General features: G+C 48.1%; 28 protein-coding genes and 1 pseudogene. 7 read left to right on the top strand and 22 right to left on the bottom strand.

Going from position 1 to position 18,467, the window contains the following annotated elements; genetic code table 11:
- Positions 1–107: 107 nt before the first annotated feature.
- The 20 genes from RJD28_08295 to RJD28_08200 all read right to left on the bottom strand — a co-directional run bounded on the left by RJD28_08295 (position 108) and on the right by RJD28_08200 (position 10,242).
- Positions 108–1,685 carry a DNA cytosine methyltransferase gene (locus RJD28_08295; GenBank protein WNV59580.1) on the bottom strand — a complete coding sequence of 526 codons (1,578 nt, stop codon included), beginning with the start codon at positions 1,683–1,685 and terminating at the stop codon, positions 108–110.
- A 72-nt stretch (positions 1,686–1,757) separates the two neighbouring features.
- A complete protein-coding gene (locus RJD28_08290) occupies positions 1,758–2,120 on the bottom strand; it encodes a hypothetical protein (protein WNV59449.1) in 363 nt (120 codons plus the stop codon).
- Positions 2,120–2,281 (bottom strand): hypothetical protein, encoded by a 162-nt coding sequence (locus RJD28_08285; GenBank protein ID WNV59448.1) that lies wholly within the window; start codon positions 2,279–2,281, stop codon positions 2,120–2,122. Before RJD28_08285 ends, RJD28_08290 begins: the two co-directional genes overlap by 1 nt.
- On the bottom strand, positions 2,278–2,691 hold the full coding sequence (locus RJD28_08280) for a hypothetical protein (protein ID WNV59447.1): 414 nt from the start codon (positions 2,689–2,691) through the stop codon (positions 2,278–2,280). The genes RJD28_08285 and RJD28_08280 overlap by 4 nt, the downstream gene beginning before the upstream one ends.
- Before the next feature lie 5 nt (positions 2,692–2,696).
- Positions 2,697–3,596 carry a DUF4373 domain-containing protein gene (locus RJD28_08275; protein WNV59446.1) on the bottom strand — a complete coding sequence of 300 codons (900 nt, stop codon included), beginning with the start codon at positions 3,594–3,596 and terminating at the stop codon, positions 2,697–2,699.
- 15 nt (positions 3,597–3,611) lie between these two features.
- Positions 3,612–3,983, bottom strand: a complete 372-nt coding sequence (locus tag RJD28_08270) for a RusA family crossover junction endodeoxyribonuclease (protein ID WNV59445.1) — start codon at positions 3,981–3,983, stop codon at positions 3,612–3,614.
- Positions 3,984–4,006: 23 nt separating this feature from the next.
- Positions 4,007–4,744 carry a hypothetical protein gene (locus tag RJD28_08265; GenBank protein ID WNV59444.1) on the bottom strand — a complete coding sequence of 246 codons (738 nt, stop codon included), beginning with the start codon at positions 4,742–4,744 and terminating at the stop codon, positions 4,007–4,009.
- Between the two features lie 19 nt (positions 4,745–4,763).
- Positions 4,764–5,195, bottom strand: coding sequence for a hypothetical protein (locus RJD28_08260; GenBank protein WNV59443.1), 432 nt, complete (start codon positions 5,193–5,195; stop codon positions 4,764–4,766).
- Between the two features lie 16 nt (positions 5,196–5,211).
- Positions 5,212–5,640: a single-stranded DNA-binding protein gene (locus RJD28_08255; protein WNV59442.1), complete on the bottom strand. Its 429-nt coding sequence runs from the start codon at positions 5,638–5,640 to the stop codon at positions 5,212–5,214.
- Positions 5,633–5,962, bottom strand: coding sequence for a hypothetical protein (locus tag RJD28_08250; GenBank protein ID WNV59441.1), 330 nt, complete (start codon positions 5,960–5,962; stop codon positions 5,633–5,635). Before RJD28_08250 ends, RJD28_08255 begins: the two co-directional genes overlap by 8 nt.
- 61 nt (positions 5,963–6,023) lie before the next feature.
- On the bottom strand, positions 6,024–6,872 hold the full coding sequence (locus RJD28_08245; protein ID WNV59440.1) for a recombinase RecT: 849 nt from the start codon (positions 6,870–6,872) through the stop codon (positions 6,024–6,026).
- 19 nt (positions 6,873–6,891) lie between these two features.
- The gene (locus RJD28_08240) at positions 6,892–7,572 is read right to left on the bottom strand and encodes a DUF1351 domain-containing protein (GenBank protein ID WNV59439.1); all 681 of its coding nucleotides are present in this window, start codon (positions 7,570–7,572) and stop codon (positions 6,892–6,894) included.
- Entirely contained in the window at positions 7,526–7,750 is a 225-nt protein-coding gene (locus tag RJD28_08235; GenBank protein ID WNV59438.1) for a DUF1351 domain-containing protein, read from the bottom strand. The genes RJD28_08240 and RJD28_08235 overlap by 47 nt, the downstream gene beginning before the upstream one ends.
- A 36-nt stretch (positions 7,751–7,786) precedes the next feature.
- On the bottom strand, positions 7,787–8,434 hold the full coding sequence (locus RJD28_08230) for a YqaJ viral recombinase family protein (GenBank protein ID WNV59437.1): 648 nt from the start codon (positions 8,432–8,434) through the stop codon (positions 7,787–7,789).
- A gap of 115 nt (positions 8,435–8,549) precedes the next feature.
- Complete coding sequence (locus RJD28_08225; GenBank protein ID WNV59436.1) at positions 8,550–8,756, bottom strand: hypothetical protein; 207 nt, start codon at positions 8,754–8,756, stop codon at positions 8,550–8,552.
- Between the two features lie 4 nt (positions 8,757–8,760).
- Positions 8,761–8,961 carry a hypothetical protein gene (locus tag RJD28_08220; protein ID WNV59435.1) on the bottom strand — a complete coding sequence of 67 codons (201 nt, stop codon included), beginning with the start codon at positions 8,959–8,961 and terminating at the stop codon, positions 8,761–8,763.
- A 20-nt stretch (positions 8,962–8,981) separates the two neighbouring features.
- Complete coding sequence (locus RJD28_08215) at positions 8,982–9,131, bottom strand: hypothetical protein (protein ID WNV59434.1); 150 nt, start codon at positions 9,129–9,131, stop codon at positions 8,982–8,984.
- A gap of 123 nt (positions 9,132–9,254) precedes the next feature.
- Positions 9,255–9,455 carry a hypothetical protein gene (locus RJD28_08210; GenBank protein WNV59433.1) on the bottom strand — a complete coding sequence of 67 codons (201 nt, stop codon included), beginning with the start codon at positions 9,453–9,455 and terminating at the stop codon, positions 9,255–9,257.
- Positions 9,452–9,616, bottom strand: coding sequence for a hypothetical protein (locus RJD28_08205; protein ID WNV59432.1), 165 nt, complete (start codon positions 9,614–9,616; stop codon positions 9,452–9,454). Before RJD28_08205 ends, RJD28_08210 begins: the two co-directional genes overlap by 4 nt.
- Positions 9,617–10,041: 425 nt before the next feature.
- Positions 10,042–10,242, bottom strand: coding sequence for a helix-turn-helix transcriptional regulator (locus tag RJD28_08200; protein WNV59431.1), 201 nt, complete (start codon positions 10,240–10,242; stop codon positions 10,042–10,044).
- Between the two features lie 141 nt (positions 10,243–10,383).
- On the opposite strand from RJD28_08200, the gene RJD28_08195 reads away from it, so the two are divergent.
- The 7 genes and pseudogenes from RJD28_08195 (at position 10,384) to RJD28_08165 (ending at position 14,697) form a co-directional block, all read left to right on the top strand.
- Positions 10,384–10,854 (top strand): helix-turn-helix transcriptional regulator, encoded by a 471-nt coding sequence (locus RJD28_08195; protein ID WNV59430.1) that lies wholly within the window; start codon positions 10,384–10,386, stop codon positions 10,852–10,854.
- A gap of 10 nt (positions 10,855–10,864) precedes the next feature.
- Positions 10,865–11,302 carry an ImmA/IrrE family metallo-endopeptidase gene (locus tag RJD28_08190; GenBank protein ID WNV59429.1) on the top strand — a complete coding sequence of 146 codons (438 nt, stop codon included), beginning with the start codon at positions 10,865–10,867 and terminating at the stop codon, positions 11,300–11,302.
- A 52-nt stretch (positions 11,303–11,354) separates the two neighbouring features.
- Positions 11,355–11,912, top strand: coding sequence for a hypothetical protein (locus RJD28_08185; GenBank protein WNV59428.1), 558 nt, complete (start codon positions 11,355–11,357; stop codon positions 11,910–11,912).
- A gap of 132 nt (positions 11,913–12,044) precedes the next feature.
- Positions 12,045–12,317, top strand: a complete 273-nt coding sequence (locus tag RJD28_08180) for a hypothetical protein (GenBank protein ID WNV59427.1) — start codon at positions 12,045–12,047, stop codon at positions 12,315–12,317.
- Positions 12,301–12,579 carry a DUF4160 domain-containing protein gene (locus RJD28_08175; GenBank protein ID WNV59426.1) on the top strand — a complete coding sequence of 93 codons (279 nt, stop codon included), beginning with the start codon at positions 12,301–12,303 and terminating at the stop codon, positions 12,577–12,579. The genes RJD28_08180 and RJD28_08175 overlap by 17 nt, the downstream gene beginning before the upstream one ends.
- A 180-nt stretch (positions 12,580–12,759) precedes the next feature.
- A complete protein-coding gene (locus tag RJD28_08170) occupies positions 12,760–14,238 on the top strand; it encodes a recombinase family protein (GenBank protein ID WNV59425.1) in 1,479 nt (492 codons plus the stop codon).
- Between the two features lie 66 nt (positions 14,239–14,304).
- Positions 14,305–14,697, top strand: a pseudogene (locus RJD28_08165) (peptidoglycan-binding protein).
- 95 nt (positions 14,698–14,792) lie between these two features.
- Here the strand turns inward: RJD28_08165 and RJD28_08160 are convergent.
- Both RJD28_08160 and RJD28_08155 read right to left on the bottom strand, forming a co-directional pair.
- Positions 14,793–18,071: an InlB B-repeat-containing protein gene (locus RJD28_08160; GenBank protein ID WNV59424.1), complete on the bottom strand. Its 3,279-nt coding sequence runs from the start codon at positions 18,069–18,071 to the stop codon at positions 14,793–14,795.
- Positions 18,064–18,297 (bottom strand): hypothetical protein, encoded by a 234-nt coding sequence (locus tag RJD28_08155; protein ID WNV59423.1) that lies wholly within the window; start codon positions 18,295–18,297, stop codon positions 18,064–18,066. Before RJD28_08155 ends, RJD28_08160 begins: the two co-directional genes overlap by 8 nt.
- Positions 18,298–18,467 lie beyond the last annotated feature (170 nt).

The raw sequence follows: 18,467 nt of genomic DNA, 5'->3' as shown, positions 1-18,467 counted from the left end.
GCCATATCTGAAATTTCTATTCCACTTTTCCATGCGTTATAGAGAATTAAAAACCATAACACGCTCATTTTTTTCTAAACACCTTTCTCAATTTTCAAACACGATTATCATGCAAGTCTTAACTGCCCCGTGTCCTCCTCTTTTATCACGATATTCCCTGTTCTCTGTGCAACGCACAGCTCTGGTAAATTTGCCTTGACCAATGCCGCAGGTATTGGCGGACACACAGCATTTCCGCATCGTTTAACCTGTTCACTCCGACTGTAAACCTTCCCAGTACAATCGTGATCGATTATGTAATCTTCAGGAAACCCCTGGCAACCGTATAGCTCCTTCGGTTCTAACATTCGAAGTCCGATATCTACAATTTGATAATCCACACCATAAACAGTCACAAGTCCAAATCTATCCTTGGATGTAACTGTATCCAAAGGTTCTCTGATATCCTGTCCGGTTCCCTGTCCATAATATTTCGCCAGAAATACCCTGACTTCCCCGAAGTGTCCCGGTGACGTGGTTACAGTATGCAACGGCTCCCTTAAATCTTGTCCAGTGCCAGACTTATAAAACTTACTAAGAAATGGCATAGCCAGACCATATCTGTTGGAAGCATCTACAGTCATGATTGGTTCTGAGATTGTCTGTCCCCGCGTTTCATCTTTGGTTGTCTCGGAATGGTACTGTATCAGCATCGGCGACACCACGAAATTTCGGTTCCCCGTTGTAATGGTCGGGAGCGGGCTCTCTACGTGCGCCCCGGAGTTGTTCTCATTATTACACATGATACATGGTGCCAGCTTTGGCTCTATCAAGCAGTGTTCATTCTTGCTTACAATCGTAGTGAGTGGATCTTTTACATCTTTGCTTCTATCTTTGATAAATCCATTCTGACCAATCATCACTATGTACGGGTTCTTCACGTCTCCCATCTCATTCCAAACGACGAACGGCTCCGGATTATCCAGCACAAATTTTTTCAACCCTCTGGCTATCCGATCCATCGTTTTCGGAGCCAGTGGCCTCACTGCTCGGATACCGTATTTTTCTTTTATTTCCTCTGACGTATCAAAAATTGACGGGCATGGCTTACTAAAATCTATCTGCGTATACGCCCCAACGTAGGGTTTAAGCAAACCAGCCTTAACTGCTTCGCTGTCCGTCGGTCCATGCGTAGGTTCCGGCCACGTAATCGACTGACCGTCGCACCGGGCAATCAGAAAGAATCTCTTCCGCATGGTCGGCGCTCCATAGTCAGCAGCCACCAGTTCCCGGAACTGTACTTCATAGCCCAACTCCTCCAACTGCTGAACAAACCGCCTGAATGTCACGCCCTGCTTGGCCTTAATCGGTCTGTGACTGCGATTCAGCGGTCCCCAGGTTTTAAATTCCCCCACATTTTCCAGCATTATTACTCTTGGTCGAACAAGCCCAGCCCATCTGCATGCTACCCATGCCAGACCGCGGATAAATTTGTCCTTAGGTTTTCCACCTTTAGCCTTACTGAAATGTTTGCAATCCGGCGAAAACCATGCCAATGCTACAGGATGACCCCCACAGACCTTAACTGGATCCACCTGCCAGACATCCTCACAATAATGTTTGGTATTGGGATGATTGGCTTTATGCATTCTAATTGCTTCCGGATCATGGTTGATAGCTATATCAACACTGTATCCCGTTGCCATTTCGATGCCTGTAGATGCACCGCCGCCGCCCGCGAAATTGTCAACCAGCAGTTCTCCATTTATCACTTCATTTCACTCCCATTCATCCAAAATGCACACACCCAGCGCATCCCCCAGCCACTTCCGGCCATCCTCTGTCAGGTGATATGTATACCCGCCGTGCTGGTTCTGTTCTGAATCACGCTCCGCATATCCCGCAGCCACCATCTTGTCCCAGTTTTCATGCTCCCGGCCGGTTGCAAAACAATTCCTGTAAGGCCGGTAATACTTTCTTCCGTGCCTGGTATACAGCTTTTTCCGATCCAGGCCGATGCAATGCATCGCAAGCTTTTTATACACGCGTTCTTTCCTCCACTGGTGCAGACCGATCACTGCCAGTACTGCATAAAATACAATCATTGCCGTTACAAATACCGGCACACCATATCCTTCCATCACTTTTTCTCCTGCCTCGTGTAGGCATATGCAGGCCGTCGGAAGTTCGCCTCTGCTGCCGGATTCTTGTGCTTGATGTAATCATCATATTGCCCTTCTTTCCGGTCGTGAATTTCCTGCATCATCTGATCTCTTTCCTTCTGGTTTCTTTTCCCCTTCATTCTTCTTCCCCTCTCGCGTCCAGGATCGCCTGCAGGTGCTTCAGGGCCTGGCCGTGAACAGTGGTTGCCCAGGAATAGGACTTACCTCTTTTCTTGGCAATGGCCACCAGATCAAAATACTGGATGTACTTCTGGTGCAGGAGATCGTACTCTTCTGTCGGCAGCTGCTCAATGGTGTTGATGATCTGGCTCTTTCTTTCAATCAGGTCCGATATCTCCCATTCCACCTGCACGCTCTTAACCACGGCATCCTCCATCTTCTGCTGGCTACCGGAAGACTGCACCCGTTCCCCGTCGGCTTTGCTGCCTGTCCCGGTGGCTATGGAGTGCCACATTTCCAGCTCTGCTTTTTTGTTCTGGATCATCCTGTCCAGTTTCTTCACCTGCATCAAATATCCCTTTGCATTCATCCATATCATTCCTCCCCTTGTTTCTTCTCATCAATGCCCAGCAGCTGCTTCTCCAGTTTCTCAAAATCATAGCTGCGTTGATCAAAGTTGATAAAACGGTTTGCTGGTTTCTCTGTTCCCTGCTTCTTCCCGGATTTCTTGCTCACCGGATAGAAGTTCTTCCAGCCACCGGCAACAGATTTATTTACAATAGCCAGCCGTTCAGCATCCGTCGTTGCCATTGCCATCAGGTCATTCCGCAGGGCGGTAATCTGCTCCGGTGTCATTGGCCCGTACTTCTTCACCCGGCAGGCCACAAAAAGCTGGAATGCATTTTCAAGGCCGGGATCCCGAAAAGCGTTTTCACCTCCCGGAGGGCCCATATATATATCTTTTTCTTTTACCTTTTCTTTTAGGGTACTTTTTGCGGAATTATTTTGAATTTCTTCCGCATTAATTCGTTTATTTCCCGAAGAAATTTGATTTAAGGGTACATTTAATAAAGGCTCCACGTTTTCTTCTTTTCCGAGAAGCCAATATTTATCCGTATGGGGCTGTCTTCGCAGGCGCTTTACTGCTATCTCGTAATAGCGCTTCTGTATACCAGCAGAGGTGATGATGTTTTCCGTCATGAGGTCATCATTAAGGAGACCTATCTCAGAGCAGAAGTGCACCACTTGCACGACAGCCTTGTTATTCTTCACCCACTTGTTCCCGATCATCTTAACGATCATTTTCGATAGCTTATCCAAGGGGATCTCTGCGTAGTATCCGTGTGCATACACAATACAGAGTATGCAGTCATACACGGTCACACCCAGTGGGCCGTAACGGTCCAGTAAATCAAAAATCCGGTCGTCTTCGTAAAAATCGACCATCTTCGGAAAATAGTCCAGTCCCTTCTTGTTCGGCGCTCCACGCCCCACGGGATCACTACCTTCCTATTCTGTAAATTCTGTAATTGTCACTTCGGTTCGAGGGTTGAGCTTGTCATACTCAACCCTCGAACCGTCCATTGCTGCTATGATCTTTGCGTTATCGTCACATACCACACCGTGGCGAACAAGGACATCACACAGGGCCTCGTGCAGGTTGCACAGATCCACTTTTCTGTGGGTAGGCATATAGTAAATGGCCTTTACATTTACCGGGCTGTTAATGGACGCCACAGACGGCAGAAACGGTCTGCAGTCCTTTTCATACTGCTTGTACGCCTTGCTCGGAATAATCATTGAACGACCATTCACTGTAATGATCTGCTGGCTGTTCTTCTTTGTCCTCGGTGTTAATGGTATCGTGAATTCAATCTTCATATCAGACATCCTTCCCCGGAAGCTTATGCCAGGATTGTGATGTGGCACTCTTCCAGCAAGCCTTCCAGTTCAAATTCCAGGTACTCCTTGATCTTCTTCATGGTTGCATTCTTCCACAGACCTCCATCGGCCTCTACCAGCTTAAACTGCGGGCCCTTGTCGGTGTCCTGGATACGGAACACATACGCGCTTTCCGGCTGCTCAACCTCTGCAAACGTCCGATAAGGCCGCAGCTTAACCGGGTTCGGGACAATGACATCGTTCAGCTCCACGCCCATCTTGACGGTAGTTTTCTGGGAAATGCCATCATCGGAATAGTTCGCTGTGGTTCCGGTCTTAATATTTCCGGCCACCTGCATGATGGTCCGCAGGTCATCTGTTTCCAGGAAGTTCGCCTGCAGCTCAATCAGGAAGCGCTCCTGGATGTAGTAATGGTCAAATACAAACTCGTTCACAATGGCATCGGCTCTCAGCAAATCCTCCCGGATGCGCTCATCAATAAGACCGGAGTACAGTCTTACCTGTGTGGGGCTCACCACATGCAGGATCATGGTTTCCCGCAGCTCCTCTCGCTTCCCTTTGATGTAATCCACAACAGCGGTCAGTGTATTCACGCGCAGCTCTACGGCAGTGGGAAAACTGTGGTAGCGCTTAAGGGACTTCTCACAATAGATATCCCCGTTGATTTTGATGGGCTTCGGTTCCATGGATGCCTCTTTCAGTGCCGCAATGTACTCAAATGCCTGCTTTAATCCTTCCATGTCTTTCTTCTCCTTTCATTTATGCCTGTCTGGTCTTTCTCAAGTCGATGACGTTGCTGGCCGGTGTCTCGTAAATCTCACCAGTAGATGGATCCACTGTCCGAACCATAGGGTCCTCTTCATCGCCGGTATCTTCCAGCACCATAGCCATCTGGCCCGGAAGCTGCTTTCCGATCTCTGCGGCCTGCACCTCTCCGGTCTTCAGGTCTGTGCCGACATTAAAAGCTGTCACTGCACCAAGCGCCGGTGCCAGGGTTGCCTTAGCCTGTACGCCTGTGGTTACAAAATCCCGGGCTTCGTTCGGCTTAAACTCCATCACCACCGTGATCTTCCGCTTGGCAGTGGCGTCCGTGTTGGGATCCTGGATGTTCTCCGCCACCTTCTTCAGTTCCCGGTTGATCTGGGCCGTAAAGGCGCCACCCGCAAACTGCTCTAAATTGATGTGCTGCATGTCAATTCCTCCTTTTTTATGTAAATGGTAATTCCTCGTCTATGCCGTCAGGGATGGACATAAAACCGTCCCCGACCTCTGGCGCCGGTGTGGGTGCCGGGCCTGCATCGTTACGGCCGCTGGTTCCTTTACTTTCACAAAAGTCGTGTTCTTCTACAACAATGTCTGTAGTGTAGTGCTTCACACCGTCCTTGTCTGTATATGATCCGGTCTGAATTCTTCCAGAAACAGCAATCTTCATACCCTTGTGAAGATACTTTTCTGCAAATTCACCATTCTTGCCGAATGTCACACACGAAATGAAATCCGCTTCCGGCTCATTGTCCCTTTTGAATCTCCTGTTCACTGCCAACCGATACCGTGCAATGCAGATAGCATTTTCACCCTGGGAATATCTCACTTCAGGATCAGCAACCAATCTCCCGATGCCCACCCATTTATTCATCTTCTTCCGCCTTTCTTGTTTCGTAGTAATATGAAATTGAAGTTTCCATGATGAACGTTTTTTCACATTCAGGGCATTCTATTTCATGGTCACCTTCTTTATAAAGTTCAGGGAAATCTTCATATTCATAATTTGTTTCAATTTCATTTCCGCAATATGGACAAATCACATAATCTGAAGAACATGTGCCGGGATCTTCACCATTTCTGATTGCTTTCTGTATTTCCTTCAGTTCCTTTTCTTTGTTGCATGTATAGCAAAGCTTTTCCCACGAAAATAAGAAAGACTTTATCTTCCCACATCCAGGGCATATCTTTTCCATTGAACATCACATCCTTTCTATTTGCCCCATATAGCCATGTTTCAGGCTATATGGTAGATTTCTAATTTCCAAACAGCGCCGCCGCTGCATCCTGCGGTGCCTCTGCGGCCTGTGTCGGTTCCTGTTGCGGCTGCTCCGGTTCCATGTCAATGATAGAATCGTCATTGTCCACGTAATCCTTCGTGCCGTCCTCATTGATCACCGCCATATCTGCATCCATGGCCGAAATCATGTCAATGCTCATGATTCCCCACTTACTGATAAGCTGCCGAAGCATGGTCTTGTAGGCCATTCCGTCAAAATCTTTCTCCCAGAAGGTATACCCCTTTTTCGCCTGGTAGCCCTTGGAATACTTCAGAGCGTGGGCCTCCATCTTCCGGCGGCTCCAATACATTGCCTTGCGGAAACCGTTGGTATACTCAAACATGGCGTAGTATCCAATCGTAGGGGCCTGCTCCCGGGCCTCTTCATCTTCTATCAGCTTCACCACGATTTCCTCATTCAGAGGATCAAACCGGATCAGCTCCCCTTCCTTGATGCCCAGGACATTCAGTTTCTTGTACTGGCCGGAGCGGATCGCCAGCTGAATATAACCCTTATATCCCAGCTGGAACTGCGCCACCTTACCCTTGTTCTTGTCATTGAAAGGAACCATGTAATACTGCCCCAGCTGCGGGGACGGCGAAAGATTCAGGGATTCCCCCAGGAGCGCCGCGGATAAGATACTTTGGTTCGTGCACTCCTGCAGCGCCGGGTTATTATTGACCGCCGACACCACGGAGGAAATGAACCTTGTGCCGTTCTTCCCGCTGATCACCTGGTTGATCTGGTTCTTCACAGCGTCCTGTGTCAGATATGCTGTGATACCCAGGCGCCGGTTCTGCTTTGCTAAACTGTTCTGTACTGCCATCTTTTACACCCATCCTTTCTCAAATCGCTTCAAACTCAATGCCCCGGTTCTGGAAGAAATCCCGAAGGGCCAGCGCGTCCTCTGTGGTCATGTGCGCCCGGAAGCTTACCCAGGTCTTTGCCGGTTCAGCAGCTGCAACAGCTTCCTTCTCCGGCTCTGCTGCCGCCGGTTCCTCCGCAGGCGGGTTCATGTGCTTTGCAAATTCCGCCTCCTGCTTCAGCCGAGCTTCCTCTTCCCGCTTTCTGGCCTGCTCCGCCTCGTATGCCGCTTTCTGCTTCTGTATCTGTGACATTCTCTGTCCCTCTGCAAGGGCCTTGTTGATGTCCAGGGTAGAAATATATACCTGCTGCGCCTCATAGCCGAATTCCGGCAGATTAGCAAGCGTGGCAAGGTCTGTTTTGATCTGCGCCACCTTGTCGGTGATGGTCTCCTGAATGGATTTCATGGAGACGGATGCATTCAGCCAGCGGGAATCAAAAAACTTTTCCAGATGCAGCCATTCCGGGATATCTTCGCAGGAATCGAAAAATTCATGAATCGCCTCCAGCTTGTCCTCTTTCTTCTTTTCCTCGTACTCCTTCACCTGCCGGTCAATGGCATTGATGGGCTTGTCCACGATGGCAATCACCTCATTGACCTGCTTCTTGAAAGCATCAAAGGGGTGCCAGATATTCCTTTTCCCGGCGGATACGCTCATCATTCAGGGCTTTTTTCAGCCGGTTCAGGTTCGCCCGGTCGGCCTTTGCCTCCTTGATCTGGTCGTCCGTGTAAACCATCGTCTCATAGTGCTGGGTCTTTTCCTGCAGCTCCGCTTTCAGCTCTTCAAAGTTAAAACTGATTTTCTGTGGGAGCTGATACTCTTCCACTCTTAACTCCATTTACTTCTTCCTCCTTTTCATTGCCAAAATGCAACTTTATATTTCCGGCAAGATCAGCGCCGGTTGCTCTTTTCTTTGTACCTGCTGCCAGAACTTTCGCTCCGCAGCTTCCAGATACTTGATGTCTTCCTCCACCTCATTCCGCTCGATGTGGTAGTGTCTGGTCTGCAAAAATACCTCGCCGCCGAAATCATATTTCAGCTGGGCTTTCAGATCCGCGAATTCAAATTCCGTTACCAGCAGGTAGTGCAACAGCTGGATATAGTAATTGTCCGGGATCCGGTGGTTCCATTTCTCTTTCTGCATGGATTGCAGAATTTCCGTGGTTTTGATTTCCAGAATTCCCTTGCGCCCTTTCTGATCTACCAGCCAGCCATCTAAGGATGCATGAGCGAATGGATATTTATCATTCAGCCACATGTTGTTTTCCACATAAAAAACCTGATATTCCGGGAAATCCAGTGCAAACAGATTCCGCAGATGCAGCTCCGACTGTGTGCCGTACTTTACATACGGCTTTTCAGAAATATCCTCCGCAGCCAGATGGCCGGTCTTGATCTTCCAAAGGTCAACATTGCTCCGGTAGGGGTTCATCCCCACAATGGCCGATGCATCACTGCCGCCGATCCGTTGCCGGTTCTTCAGCCATTCTTCCCGGCTCGCAAGCTGTATCATTTCAACCATGCTTTTGTGCTCCTTTTCCACTGGCAAACACACCCGAGATGTGGTATACTTGCCTTGAACATTTGTGTTTGCCCTTTGAGAACCGCCATTCTCTTAGGGCTTTTTCTATCATTTCTCAAACGTCATACTCATCCTCACTTTCATTTTCTCCGTTTTCCACCTCTTCCACATGGATATAGGTAGTTCCCCGGCCGTTCCTGATCTTCCCCTTGCTGACCCAGGTCTTGTACCCGGCCCGGCAGAGCAGGTCACAGATGGTGTACTGCTGATCCTTGGTGATGGCTGAGGCCACAATGGGGATCCTTACAGCAAACTTTCCCACTTCATCATCTCCTCTCCCATCGGTACAGGTTCATTCCGGAGAACCATAAAATAATAGCCCAGCCAAACCGCGCCAGCAGGCTCCCGGTGGTGATCACTCCATACAGATAGGGTTCTTCCGACAACACCAGCAGCATCACGGCCGCCAGCATCAGCGCCACACCGATGCGGCGCTGGATGGACATGTGCTTCCTTTTCTTTCTCATGCCTGTCCTCCTTTCCGCCCTCAGGCGGTTTTCTCCTTCACAGGTACATACCCCAACGATTCCATAAAGCGCCGCTTAAGGTTCACAGCCAACTCCTCCATTTGTTTTTCGGGGATATCACTTTGCCTGCGATACTCGCCATTAACCTTGATAAAATTTTCAAACGTCATACTGCTTACCACCTGCTTTCTTCTTTACATTTTATGAAAGGCTGTTTGTACTTGTTTCCCACATTCCGTCCTCTTTCCCTTTTCAGCACCTGTCATCGCTTTCTTGATTATGACTTCCATTGGTTACATGTGGAGCATGGAAAATATTTGAACAAAAAGCCAAATCCAAAGCGCCAAACCCACCAGAGAACTTACTATTGCAAGCACAATTGCCACCAACGCCTGAAACCAACGGTGTTCAGGCAGATCAATGATCCAATCAAGCACTTCGCCAAGGAATTCCCATTTCTTCCACTTCTTTGCTTTTCCCATGATCTTCTTCATTTCTCTAGCCCCCATTCCTTGGCCAACTGATTGAGAGCCTCGGCACAACACTTTTTAGTGCAGCAATCGTACTTAGCAAAAACATCATAGTGGCTCATAGTTACTGAATATCCCCGATCTGGCCCTGAAATCTCCGTTTTACATACATCACATACTTTCATCCCTCTCACCTCCTGTTTTCTTCTGTCTCAAAGCACACTCTGGATCAAATAATAATCCTTGTCTATAATGAAAATGCGGGTCACGAATCGCCTCTTGGAAGGAGGTGATACTATTAAAAGACTTGTGTCAGATTTTCGCCTTGCCCAAAAATGGCAAAAACTTGGGTATAAGATAGTCGCATTATCTTATTGGGGTTGCTTTGGCGATAATCCGATGACTTACCACCTGGAAAAGAGACTTTAAATTTTCCATAACTATCAACCACGCTCCAACGTGACCCGCTGTATAAAAACGAAAATTCGTTTTTATCAATATCATGGCAAATAAGTAGTTCGTAACTATCAATCCAGCTCCAATGCAGTCCGCGTTTTCTTTGAATCCTCTCCCCTTCCATTTTGTTGTGAAAAACCGTTTGTGTAACATGTTAGACATCAGCTTCAAAAAAAATATCGCTTACATTTTTCCCCAATGCTTTTGCGATTTTTAACAAGGTTTCAGTTGTCGTTACTGTAATAGCTCCGCTTTCTAATCCGGAAATAATTGTACGCGATACCTTAGCTCTTTCTGAAAGTTCTGCCTGAGACATCTTCAATTCTTCCCTGTACTCTTTAATTCTGTACTGCAACTTTATCTCCCTCCTTTTGTTTAATCTGTTGTACATTTAAAATCTAACATGTTATACATCATTTGTCAACCATTTTGTTCAAAATATTTGACAATTTTATTTTTTGCTTGTATAATATACTAAACAAAGTGAGGTGTATATATGACTTTAGGAGATATCATAAAAGAATATAGAAAAAACCAACATTTGAGCATGGATGCATTTTCTGAAAAAAGCGGTATCAGCAAAGCCTACATTTCTTTACTTGAAAAAAATAAACATCCTAAAACAGGAAAAGCCATTGCGCCTTCCATTCAATGTATAAAGCAGGCAGCTGATGGCATGAATATGGATTTTAATACTCTTTTTAGCATGATTGATGGCGACGTATCTTTAAAGGAAGATAACACAAACGATAAGTCCCAGTTTACGTCCAGAGATGAGCGGGATATCACCAGTGATTTGAACTCCATTATGGAGAAGCTAAAGAGCGGAGAAGACGGCCCGGCCAGTTTTGAAGGAGAGGCTATCCCAGAAGCCGATCAAGAACTATTTGCAGGTCAGCTGGAACTCATGCTCCGCCGCCTGAAAGCCATCAATAAGGAAAAATATAATCCGCACAAAAAGAAGTAGGTGAATTGCCTTGCGAAAAGACATAAAGAAAATTGCCGCTTACTACAGGAGAAAATTTGAGACATCTGATCCTTTTCAGATTGCCAAAGAACTACATATTGAACTTGCCATTGGGGATATCGGTTCCAGAGCCGGATGTTACATGTATCTAAAAAAGCATAAATGCATTTTCCTGAATGAAAATTTGGAAGAGAGCGAAATACGTTTTGTTATGGCTCATGAACTTGGCCACGCTATCTTACACCCACGGCAGAACTGCTATTTCATTCGGAGCAAAACATTGCTTTCCGCTGCCAAAATAGAGGTTGAAGCCAACCTCTTCGCTGCGGAGCTGCTGATTTCCGATCAAATGATTGCAGAAAACCAGTGTTTGACGCTTCAGCAGTTATCACGCTTACTGGGATATTCAGAAGCAATCTTAGAAATGAAGGTACAACGCACTTTATAATCGTTATTTCTGCTTATGCAGCAATAGAATAAAAAGAAATGAGGGATAAGGGATGAAAAAGAAACTTGTAACACTAATTTTGACTACAACTATGGCACTGTCTATCACTGCCTGTGGAGGCTCTAATTCTTCCGATTCTAGTAAACAAAACAACATAACAGCGCAAGAAGAAACTGAAGCTGAGCAGGAGAACCTTCAAGAGGATACCCCTGAAGAAGCAGATTCGATAAACGTTGATATGGATAAGTGTATTGAAGATTTAAAAGAGGGGCTTCCCTTGGAACCTGATTATTCTTTTGTACGCGATTATTATATAGATGTAAAAGACGATACAATAACAATAACCGCTGTCGTGGATGATGCAACCGATCCAGAAAAAGCTTTAGATTTTGCTGACACTTTAGTGCGACAGTTAAATTTATACGCAAATATGCAGGATTCTTCTATTGCCTTAGGAAATAAAGATTTCTACGGCGGACTTTACGAACACTACAACGCACTTGTTGGCATCGCTCCTGCAAGCAAAACGCAAGATTCCAAAGAATGGTTTGTTTATGATGCTATTAGTGGCGGAAAAACCATGCTGAATTTGCAGAAACAATATAGGTAACTACGTGATTTTCTTTAAACCGTACGAATAGCTTGTTCCGTATAACATTTAAATTGCCCTCCGTGGGGGCGTGGATTGAAATGAGCCGCGCCTGGCGGTGATGAAGCTGAAATAAGAAAGGAGGATGCCACAATGATGTATCCATTTATGACCTTGAACGATAACACAGAAATCACACATTCTGAGATGAAACCAGACGGCAAAGTAAAAGTCTACATCGAAACCCCTGATGAGAAGTACGGATTCCTCCATGCAACCTGCTGGCTTCCGGAATACAAATGGGAAGATATCTCCCACTACTCCGATGAGCAAATCAATGGATTCGAGGAAATCATACGTTCCACTGCACACCTTATCATGGAATTTTCGCAAGAGGGAGGATTCGAGAATGCCGCAAATCTTTAGAATGGGGCCATACTGGATCTACTTTTGGGCAAATGAGAATGAACCGCTTGAACCGATCCATGTCCATGTATCCAAAGGTGTCCCCAGCGCCAATGCCAGCAAGATCTGGATCACAGGATCCGGCAAGTGCCTGCTGGCCAACAATAATTCCCACATTGCTCCGCATATCCTTCGAAATATCATGCGTATGATCGAAGCCCGAAGTGAAAGTATTATTCAGATGTGGTCTGATTATTTTGGTGAAATAAGATATTTCTGCTAAACACATAAAAACCGGCCCGATGCGCCAACACCGGACCGGCAGACACCACCGAAGATGATGCCCAAACTAAAACCAAACACATTGTATCATCTTCGGGCAGCCACCGCAAGCGGAACGCGTGTTCCGGCTGGCTGTATTTTTTATACCCATTTTTCATATATTTACCGAGGAGCTGATGCAATGGACACTCTAAAATATGCTTACGGATATGTCCGAGTAAGCACCGATAAACAGGAGGAGCTCTCTCCTGATTCACAGAAGAAACTTCTGCAGGACTACGCTGTCAAAAACGGCATTGTTCTGTTGGAGATATTCCGTGAATTAGGCGTCTCCGGCCGACATGCAGATAAACGGCCAGAATTCCAACGAATGATCGGCATGGCAAAATCCCAGGAACATCCTGTTGATGCCATCCTTGTCTGGAAATTCAGCCGTTTTGCCAGAAACCAGGAAGAATCTATTGTGTATAAATCACTGCTGAAAAAGAAACATCACGTTGATGTTATCAGTGTATCGGAACCTCTGGTTGAAGGCCCTTTCGGCAGCCTGATCGAGCGAATCATTGAATGGATGGATGAGTATTATTCTATCCGCTTATCCGGGGAAGTATTCCGTGGGATGTCTGAAAAAGCGCGACGCGGCGGTTTTCAGGCACGGCCACCTCTGGGGTATCGAATCTTACATAAAAACGAATGTCCCGTTGTGGTCCCGGAAGAAGCTGAAATCGTCCGTACTATTTTCCGGCTTTATGTAGATGACCTGCTCTCCCCCTTTGATATTGCCAGGCACCTGAATGCCCTGGGTCTTGTCACAGGCAAACAAAAGCCTTTTGAAAAGAGATCTATCGAATATATCCTTGATAATCCTGCCTATATAGGAAAAAACCGGTGGAACCGCACCGAAAGCGGATCCAAACGGATAAAGGATGAGGATGAATGGATCGTATCCGATGGACCACAGGAACCAATTATTGCACAGGACATATTCCAGGCAGCCCAGGAGCGTCGCCAGAAAGAATATCGCCCCAAAGGTGCACGTCCTGCATCTACCTGTCGTCACTGGCTTAGCGGTCTGTTAAAATGTTCCGCCTGCGGTCGTACACTGTCGGTATCCTCCCATGCGGATCCGAAGTCGGGAACCCGATATATTTATTTTCAATGCTATGGATACCTGAAAGGTAAATGCTCCGTTTCACATAACATATCGGAGAAAAAAATAACTCCTATCGTTCTGGAATCGATGGAAGCTGCTTTACAGTCTGGAATCATCGTATTCGAGCAAAAGAAAAATGTGAAAGATTCGGACATGAATCAAAGAACCCTATTAGAATTACAGATCAGCAAACTTGATCAACGTTCAGAACGTTTACGCGCTGCCTATCTGGATGGAATTGATACATTAGAAGAATACAAAGTAAATCGGCAGATGCTTGATAATGAACGAGTGCGGCTATCAGAAAAGCTTGCAGCCATACAGAAAACACCTGGTGAAACAGTTTCACCGAAAAAGATGCTTGAGCGAATAAAAGATGTGCGTGATATCTTGGATTCTAACGAGTATTCTATGCAGGAAAAGAATGCTGCCATAAAAACCATCATAGAAAAAATTGTTTTTTTCAAGGCAGAAAACCGGATTCAGGTGTTTTATTACTACAATTAACATTTTATCAATCTCTGAAACCTGCGTATTTACAGCGTTTTTCGAACTTCATACGTTTTTGCAAAATGGATGTCGCAGTGGGGCAGCAAATCCCTGGCCGACGACGGCTATTCCACCATTGACATTCTGCGCTACTATTACGGCGATTCCATGTACATCAACACCGCAGAGGAGATCGCGGGCATCCCGGCCTCCTGGCCCGGCAGCGACCTGACCGTGGGCTCCACCGGGGCCAAGGTGCTGCAGATGCAGGAACAGCTCAATGCCATCGCCAACGTATACACCAGCATCCCCAAAATCGCAGAGGACGGCATTTTCGGTAGCGACACCGCCGCGGCAGTCCGGCAATTCCAGTCCATCTTTGGCCTGGGCGCCACCGGTATCGTGGATTATCCCACCTGGTATAAAATATCGGAAATCTACGTGGGCATTTCCCGGATCGCGGAGCTCAATCCGTAAATGTGAACTCACAGCAAAGAGCCGGTCACCCGTATATCTTGTATGCGGACGATCGGCTCTTTTTGTGATAACTGTTTATGGATTTCGATCTGCTTTTATCTCTGGCGGGAGTGTTTTTTCCTTCTGCCATACAGGGTAGCACCGGTTACGCCGAAGCCGGAAGCAAACAGCAGAGAGAGCCAAAGCAGCATCTGATTGCTGTCGCCTGTCTGGGGCGCACTGGCAGAACCGGCAGTCGCCCTAATAGTATTGTTGGTATTGTTGGTATTGTTGGTGTTGTTGGTGTTGCTGCCGCTGTCACCAGCAGCGGGGATTGTTTTTGTCTCCTTGTACTTGCAAATTTCACAAATATGCTCTTTTTCACCATCCTGGCTCGACGTCGGTTCCTGGATGATTGCCCAATCGCTGAAGGAATGCGCTGATTTTTTAGTGGTCACCTTGCCGCAGAGGGAATACTTCTGCTCATGCTCTGTTTCGGTAATCGTCCATTCTGGCGTGCATCCGGCAGTATGATTGTCCGGATTCTTTTCACCATACGCAGCCTTGCATACCTCGCAGACCGCCTTTGCCGTGCAGGTCGCCGTGCCGCCTGTGCAGTTCCCGGTCTCGGTATGGCTGCTGTCGCGCTTACAAACACGGGTATGGGTTTTACCGTCGCTGTTCTGCGTCCATTCGCCCCAGTCGTGCCCCAACACATTGCCGGAGAAAAATGTCGCCTCATCTGCTGTACCAATGGAGCTGAGACCGCAGACTTCACAGGACTTGTAATATTCCGCCCGCTCCGTGCAGGTCGCGGCGGATTTCAGGTAGGCTTCCTGTTCAGCTTCTGCTGTGAAGCTGTGCCGTGCGCGCTGTACCTCGGCATGGCAGCAGTTGTATTCCTTCCAGTGTTCAGTGCCGTTCGTCTTCCAGCCGCTCAACGTGCCGGTGTGGTTGGCGGGATCAAAGCTGCCGTACTCCTGGCCGCATACAAGGCAGACAGCTTTCCCCTGGCAGGTCGCCGTGCCGCCATCGTGCGCAGCACGCTGCCTCTTGGCATGGCAGCAGGTATATTCTTTCCAGTGTTCGATATCGTTCGTCTGCCAGTCGCTCAGCGTGCCGCTGTGGTTGGCGGGATCAAAACTGCCGTACTCTTTCCCACAGGTCGCGCAGACGGCCTTTTTGTCACAAGTAGCCGTGCCGCCCGTGCAATTCCCTGTCTCGGTATGGTTGCCGTCGCGCTTGCAGACACGGGTATGGGTTTTGCCGTCACTGTTCTGCGCCCACTCGCCCCAATCGTGGTCAAGAGCGGTATTCTCTGCGGTAAACGTATCGGCGTTGTTGGTGCTTACTTCACCACACGCACAGGACAGATAATACACTGCGTTATGGGCGCAGTCCGCAGGCGTTTTCAGCGCTTCTGGCTTCTGCATCTGCTGTGTGTATGCATGCACATGGATCAGTGTCCAATGCGCATAGAGCGTCTGTGTGCCAGCCACTGTTACGGTGGTGTCTTCTTTGATCTCTGTACCGCCGTTCTTTTCTGTGTACCAACCGGCAAAATCGTATCCCGCATAGCTGGGAACCGGAAGTGTACCATAGCGTTCGCCGGTATTCACAGACCTAGTTTTGTCCGCTTCGTCCAGTGTACCGCCATTAGGATCAAAAGTCACAGTGAGAGGCCGTGCGACCACACCGGAGACGAGATACAGTTTCTGGTCATCCTTATACTCCACATGGGCATTGACATCGTCTGCAAAGAAACACTCCGCGTAATTCTTGCCGTAAGCATCAGAAAACGCCACTGGGTAGCTGGTGTTTGCAGTGGTAATGCCGATAGAGGCGTAAGGAGGAGTCATGCCAATGCCGATGCTCAACGTCTTGCCGGAGGGTAGATACACATTATTGGACTTGCCGGAAACCGTGTTACTCTGCACAACGGCGGTGTTTCCGACCCTCAACTTTCCGCTGTTGCTGGGATTGATATAAATGCCGCCGCCACTGCCACTGGCTTTGTTATTCTCAATCTTGCCTCCATAAAGTTCACAGACCGAGCCGGTACGGTAAATATATATGCCGCCGCCATTGCCGGTGGCCGTATTGCCGGAGATCTCTCCGCCATGCATAGACAGCGTCGACGGCTCCTGATTCAGATAGATGGCGCCTCCGTCCACGCTGGTGTTTCCGGTGATCTTACCGTCATAGAGGTAGAAGATACAGTCCTTGTCAACTGCATGCACCGCGCCGCCCTCTTTCATGGCCTTGTTGCCGGAAATCTCGCCACCCCGCATGATAATCTGCGTCACCTGATTGGAATCTCTGCGCAGGCAGATGGCGCCGCCCCATCGGCTTGCGGTGTTATTGTTGATCTTTGCGCTGCCGTTCATATTGATCGTGCCCCAGCCCATCAGAATGGCGCCGCCGTCCAGACTGGAGGAATTACCGGTGATCTCCGCATTGCCGGTAATATTGATGGTGCCACTGCCGCGCATATAAATAGCGCCGCCGCCGGCATCGTTGCTGCTCATGGTCGCTGTATTGCCGGAGATTGTGCCGCCGGTCATATCAATAGTGCCGCCGGTAGTGGAGAAGAACGCGCCGCCATTCTTGGCTGTGTTGTTCTTGATAACGCCGCCGTACATATTGAAACGGCCGCCGGTGGCGTTCGGCTTATTTTTCGCAAAGTTCTGAAAAACAGCGCCGCCGTAGTTCCTGCCATCGTTGCCGGAGATTTCACCACTGTACATATTGAACACGCAATTCTTGTCATCCAGAGCGATGGCACCACCGCCGCCACTGCCGGTAACTTTACCGCCGGTGAGCTTGCCGCCGAACATGTCCAGCGTGCTGGTATAGAGGTAAATGCACATACCGCCCCAGCCGGAGGTAGCGCCCTTGATGGTGCCGCTGCCCCGACAGTCACAGAGGACAAGCCGGCCGCCGTTTTTGACCTGAATCTTATTTGTACCATTGCTGGCGTAAGTCTTGCCGTTCAGGCACAGGTAAAGCGTCGTGCCATCCACCACAAGATTGCTGTTGATGGTGGCATTGTCTGTCAGGTAAACATAGGCGGTATTGTTGTTATAAGTAATACCGTCCGTGCCGTTCCACGCCGTATAGGTCACATCGGAATGGCTGGTATGATCCCCTGCACTGACGCTACCGCCACAGATGCAATGAAGATGCGCTTCATCAGAAAGCTGTACCTTCGCCTCGTCAATGACTTCTGACTGTGTTTCCACGTCAACCGCATGATCCTTGATGATTGCTTCTGACTGTGTTTCCATGTCCGCCGCATGATCCTCTGTGATTGCTTCCGCCTCAGGCAGCGCGTTGATCAGTGTCTGCGCATCCGCACTGGTCACGACCTGGGCGTTATCATGCTCCTCAGTCACCCCCCTCAGCCGCCGGGACTGCTTTCCCACAGGCCTCGGGCAATGCGCCCTCCAAGCCGCAGACGGGGCAGTCAGTGTTCATACTTTCCGCCGTGCAGGCTGTTTCACAGATGCATACAGACAGTTCTTCCGTGTCATCCTCGGCAAAGGCCGTGGCTGGCAGCAGTGTCAGCATCATGCAGCACATAAACAGGATGCTGAACAGTCGTTTTTTCATCTTCTTCATTCCTCGCTTTCCTCCGCATCCAATGTGCGGTTTGCTCTTTTCCTACTTACTAAAAGGCATCAAACGAAAAATCCTTTCACTGAAAATGAAAATTTATTAAAAAATAGGCTCCTCTTTTTTGATGCAAATTGTGCAGATACCGTCTGCACAATTATCAGCCTAACATCTGC

Source organism: Oscillospiraceae bacterium NTUH-002-81 (assembly GCA_032620915.1).
Classification (GTDB): Bacteria; Bacillota; Clostridia; order Lachnospirales; family Lachnospiraceae; genus JAGTTR01.
Note: the sequence above shows the minus strand (reverse complement) of the source record. Positions and strands in the feature narration are given on the sequence as shown.

Bases quoted from the DNA above. Each gene is read 5' to 3' on its own strand.
- RJD28_08295 (WNV59580.1), bottom strand. From the start codon at position 1,685: ATGGCAACGGGATACAGTGTTGATATAGCTATCAACCATGATCCGGAA.
- RJD28_08290 (WNV59449.1), bottom strand. From the start codon at position 2,120: ATGGAAGGATATGGTGTGCCGGTATTTGTAACGGCAATGATTGTATTT.
- RJD28_08285 (WNV59448.1), bottom strand. From the start codon at position 2,281: ATGAAGGGGAAAAGAAACCAGAAGGAAAGAGATCAGATGATGCAGGAA.
- RJD28_08280 (WNV59447.1), bottom strand. From the start codon at position 2,691: ATGAATGCAAAGGGATATTTGATGCAGGTGAAGAAACTGGACAGGATG.
- RJD28_08270 (WNV59445.1), bottom strand. From the start codon at position 3,983: ATGAAGATTGAATTCACGATACCATTAACACCGAGGACAAAGAAGAAC.
- RJD28_08265 (WNV59444.1), bottom strand. From the start codon at position 4,744: ATGGAAGGATTAAAGCAGGCATTTGAGTACATTGCGGCACTGAAAGAG.
- RJD28_08260 (WNV59443.1), bottom strand. From the start codon at position 5,195: ATGCAGCACATCAATTTAGAGCAGTTTGCGGGTGGCGCCTTTACGGCC.
- RJD28_08255 (WNV59442.1), bottom strand. From the start codon at position 5,640: ATGAATAAATGGGTGGGCATCGGGAGATTGGTTGCTGATCCTGAAGTG.
- RJD28_08250 (WNV59441.1), bottom strand. From the start codon at position 5,962: ATGGAAAAGATATGCCCTGGATGTGGGAAGATAAAGTCTTTCTTATTT.
- RJD28_08245 (WNV59440.1), bottom strand. From the start codon at position 6,872: ATGGCAGTACAGAACAGTTTAGCAAAGCAGAACCGGCGCCTGGGTATC.
- RJD28_08240 (WNV59439.1), bottom strand. From the start codon at position 7,572: ATGATGAGCGTATCCGCCGGGAAAAGGAATATCTGGCACCCCTTTGAT.
- RJD28_08235 (WNV59438.1), bottom strand. From the start codon at position 7,750: ATGGAGTTAAGAGTGGAAGAGTATCAGCTCCCACAGAAAATCAGTTTT.
- RJD28_08230 (WNV59437.1), bottom strand. From the start codon at position 8,434: ATGGTTGAAATGATACAGCTTGCGAGCCGGGAAGAATGGCTGAAGAAC.
- RJD28_08220 (WNV59435.1), bottom strand. From the start codon at position 8,961: ATGAGAAAGAAAAGGAAGCACATGTCCATCCAGCGCCGCATCGGTGTG.
- RJD28_08215 (WNV59434.1), bottom strand. From the start codon at position 9,131: ATGACGTTTGAAAATTTTATCAAGGTTAATGGCGAGTATCGCAGGCAA.
- RJD28_08210 (WNV59433.1), bottom strand. From the start codon at position 9,455: ATGAAGAAGATCATGGGAAAAGCAAAGAAGTGGAAGAAATGGGAATTC.
- RJD28_08205 (WNV59432.1), bottom strand. From the start codon at position 9,616: ATGAAAGTATGTGATGTATGTAAAACGGAGATTTCAGGGCCAGATCGG.
- RJD28_08195 (WNV59430.1), top strand. From the start codon at position 10,384: ATGACTTTAGGAGATATCATAAAAGAATATAGAAAAAACCAACATTTG.
- RJD28_08185 (WNV59428.1), top strand. From the start codon at position 11,355: ATGAAAAAGAAACTTGTAACACTAATTTTGACTACAACTATGGCACTG.
- RJD28_08180 (WNV59427.1), top strand. From the start codon at position 12,045: ATGATGTATCCATTTATGACCTTGAACGATAACACAGAAATCACACAT.
- RJD28_08175 (WNV59426.1), top strand. From the start codon at position 12,301: ATGCCGCAAATCTTTAGAATGGGGCCATACTGGATCTACTTTTGGGCA.
- RJD28_08170 (WNV59425.1), top strand. From the start codon at position 12,760: ATGGACACTCTAAAATATGCTTACGGATATGTCCGAGTAAGCACCGAT.
- RJD28_08155 (WNV59423.1), bottom strand. From the start codon at position 18,297: ATGAAGAAGATGAAAAAACGACTGTTCAGCATCCTGTTTATGTGCTGC.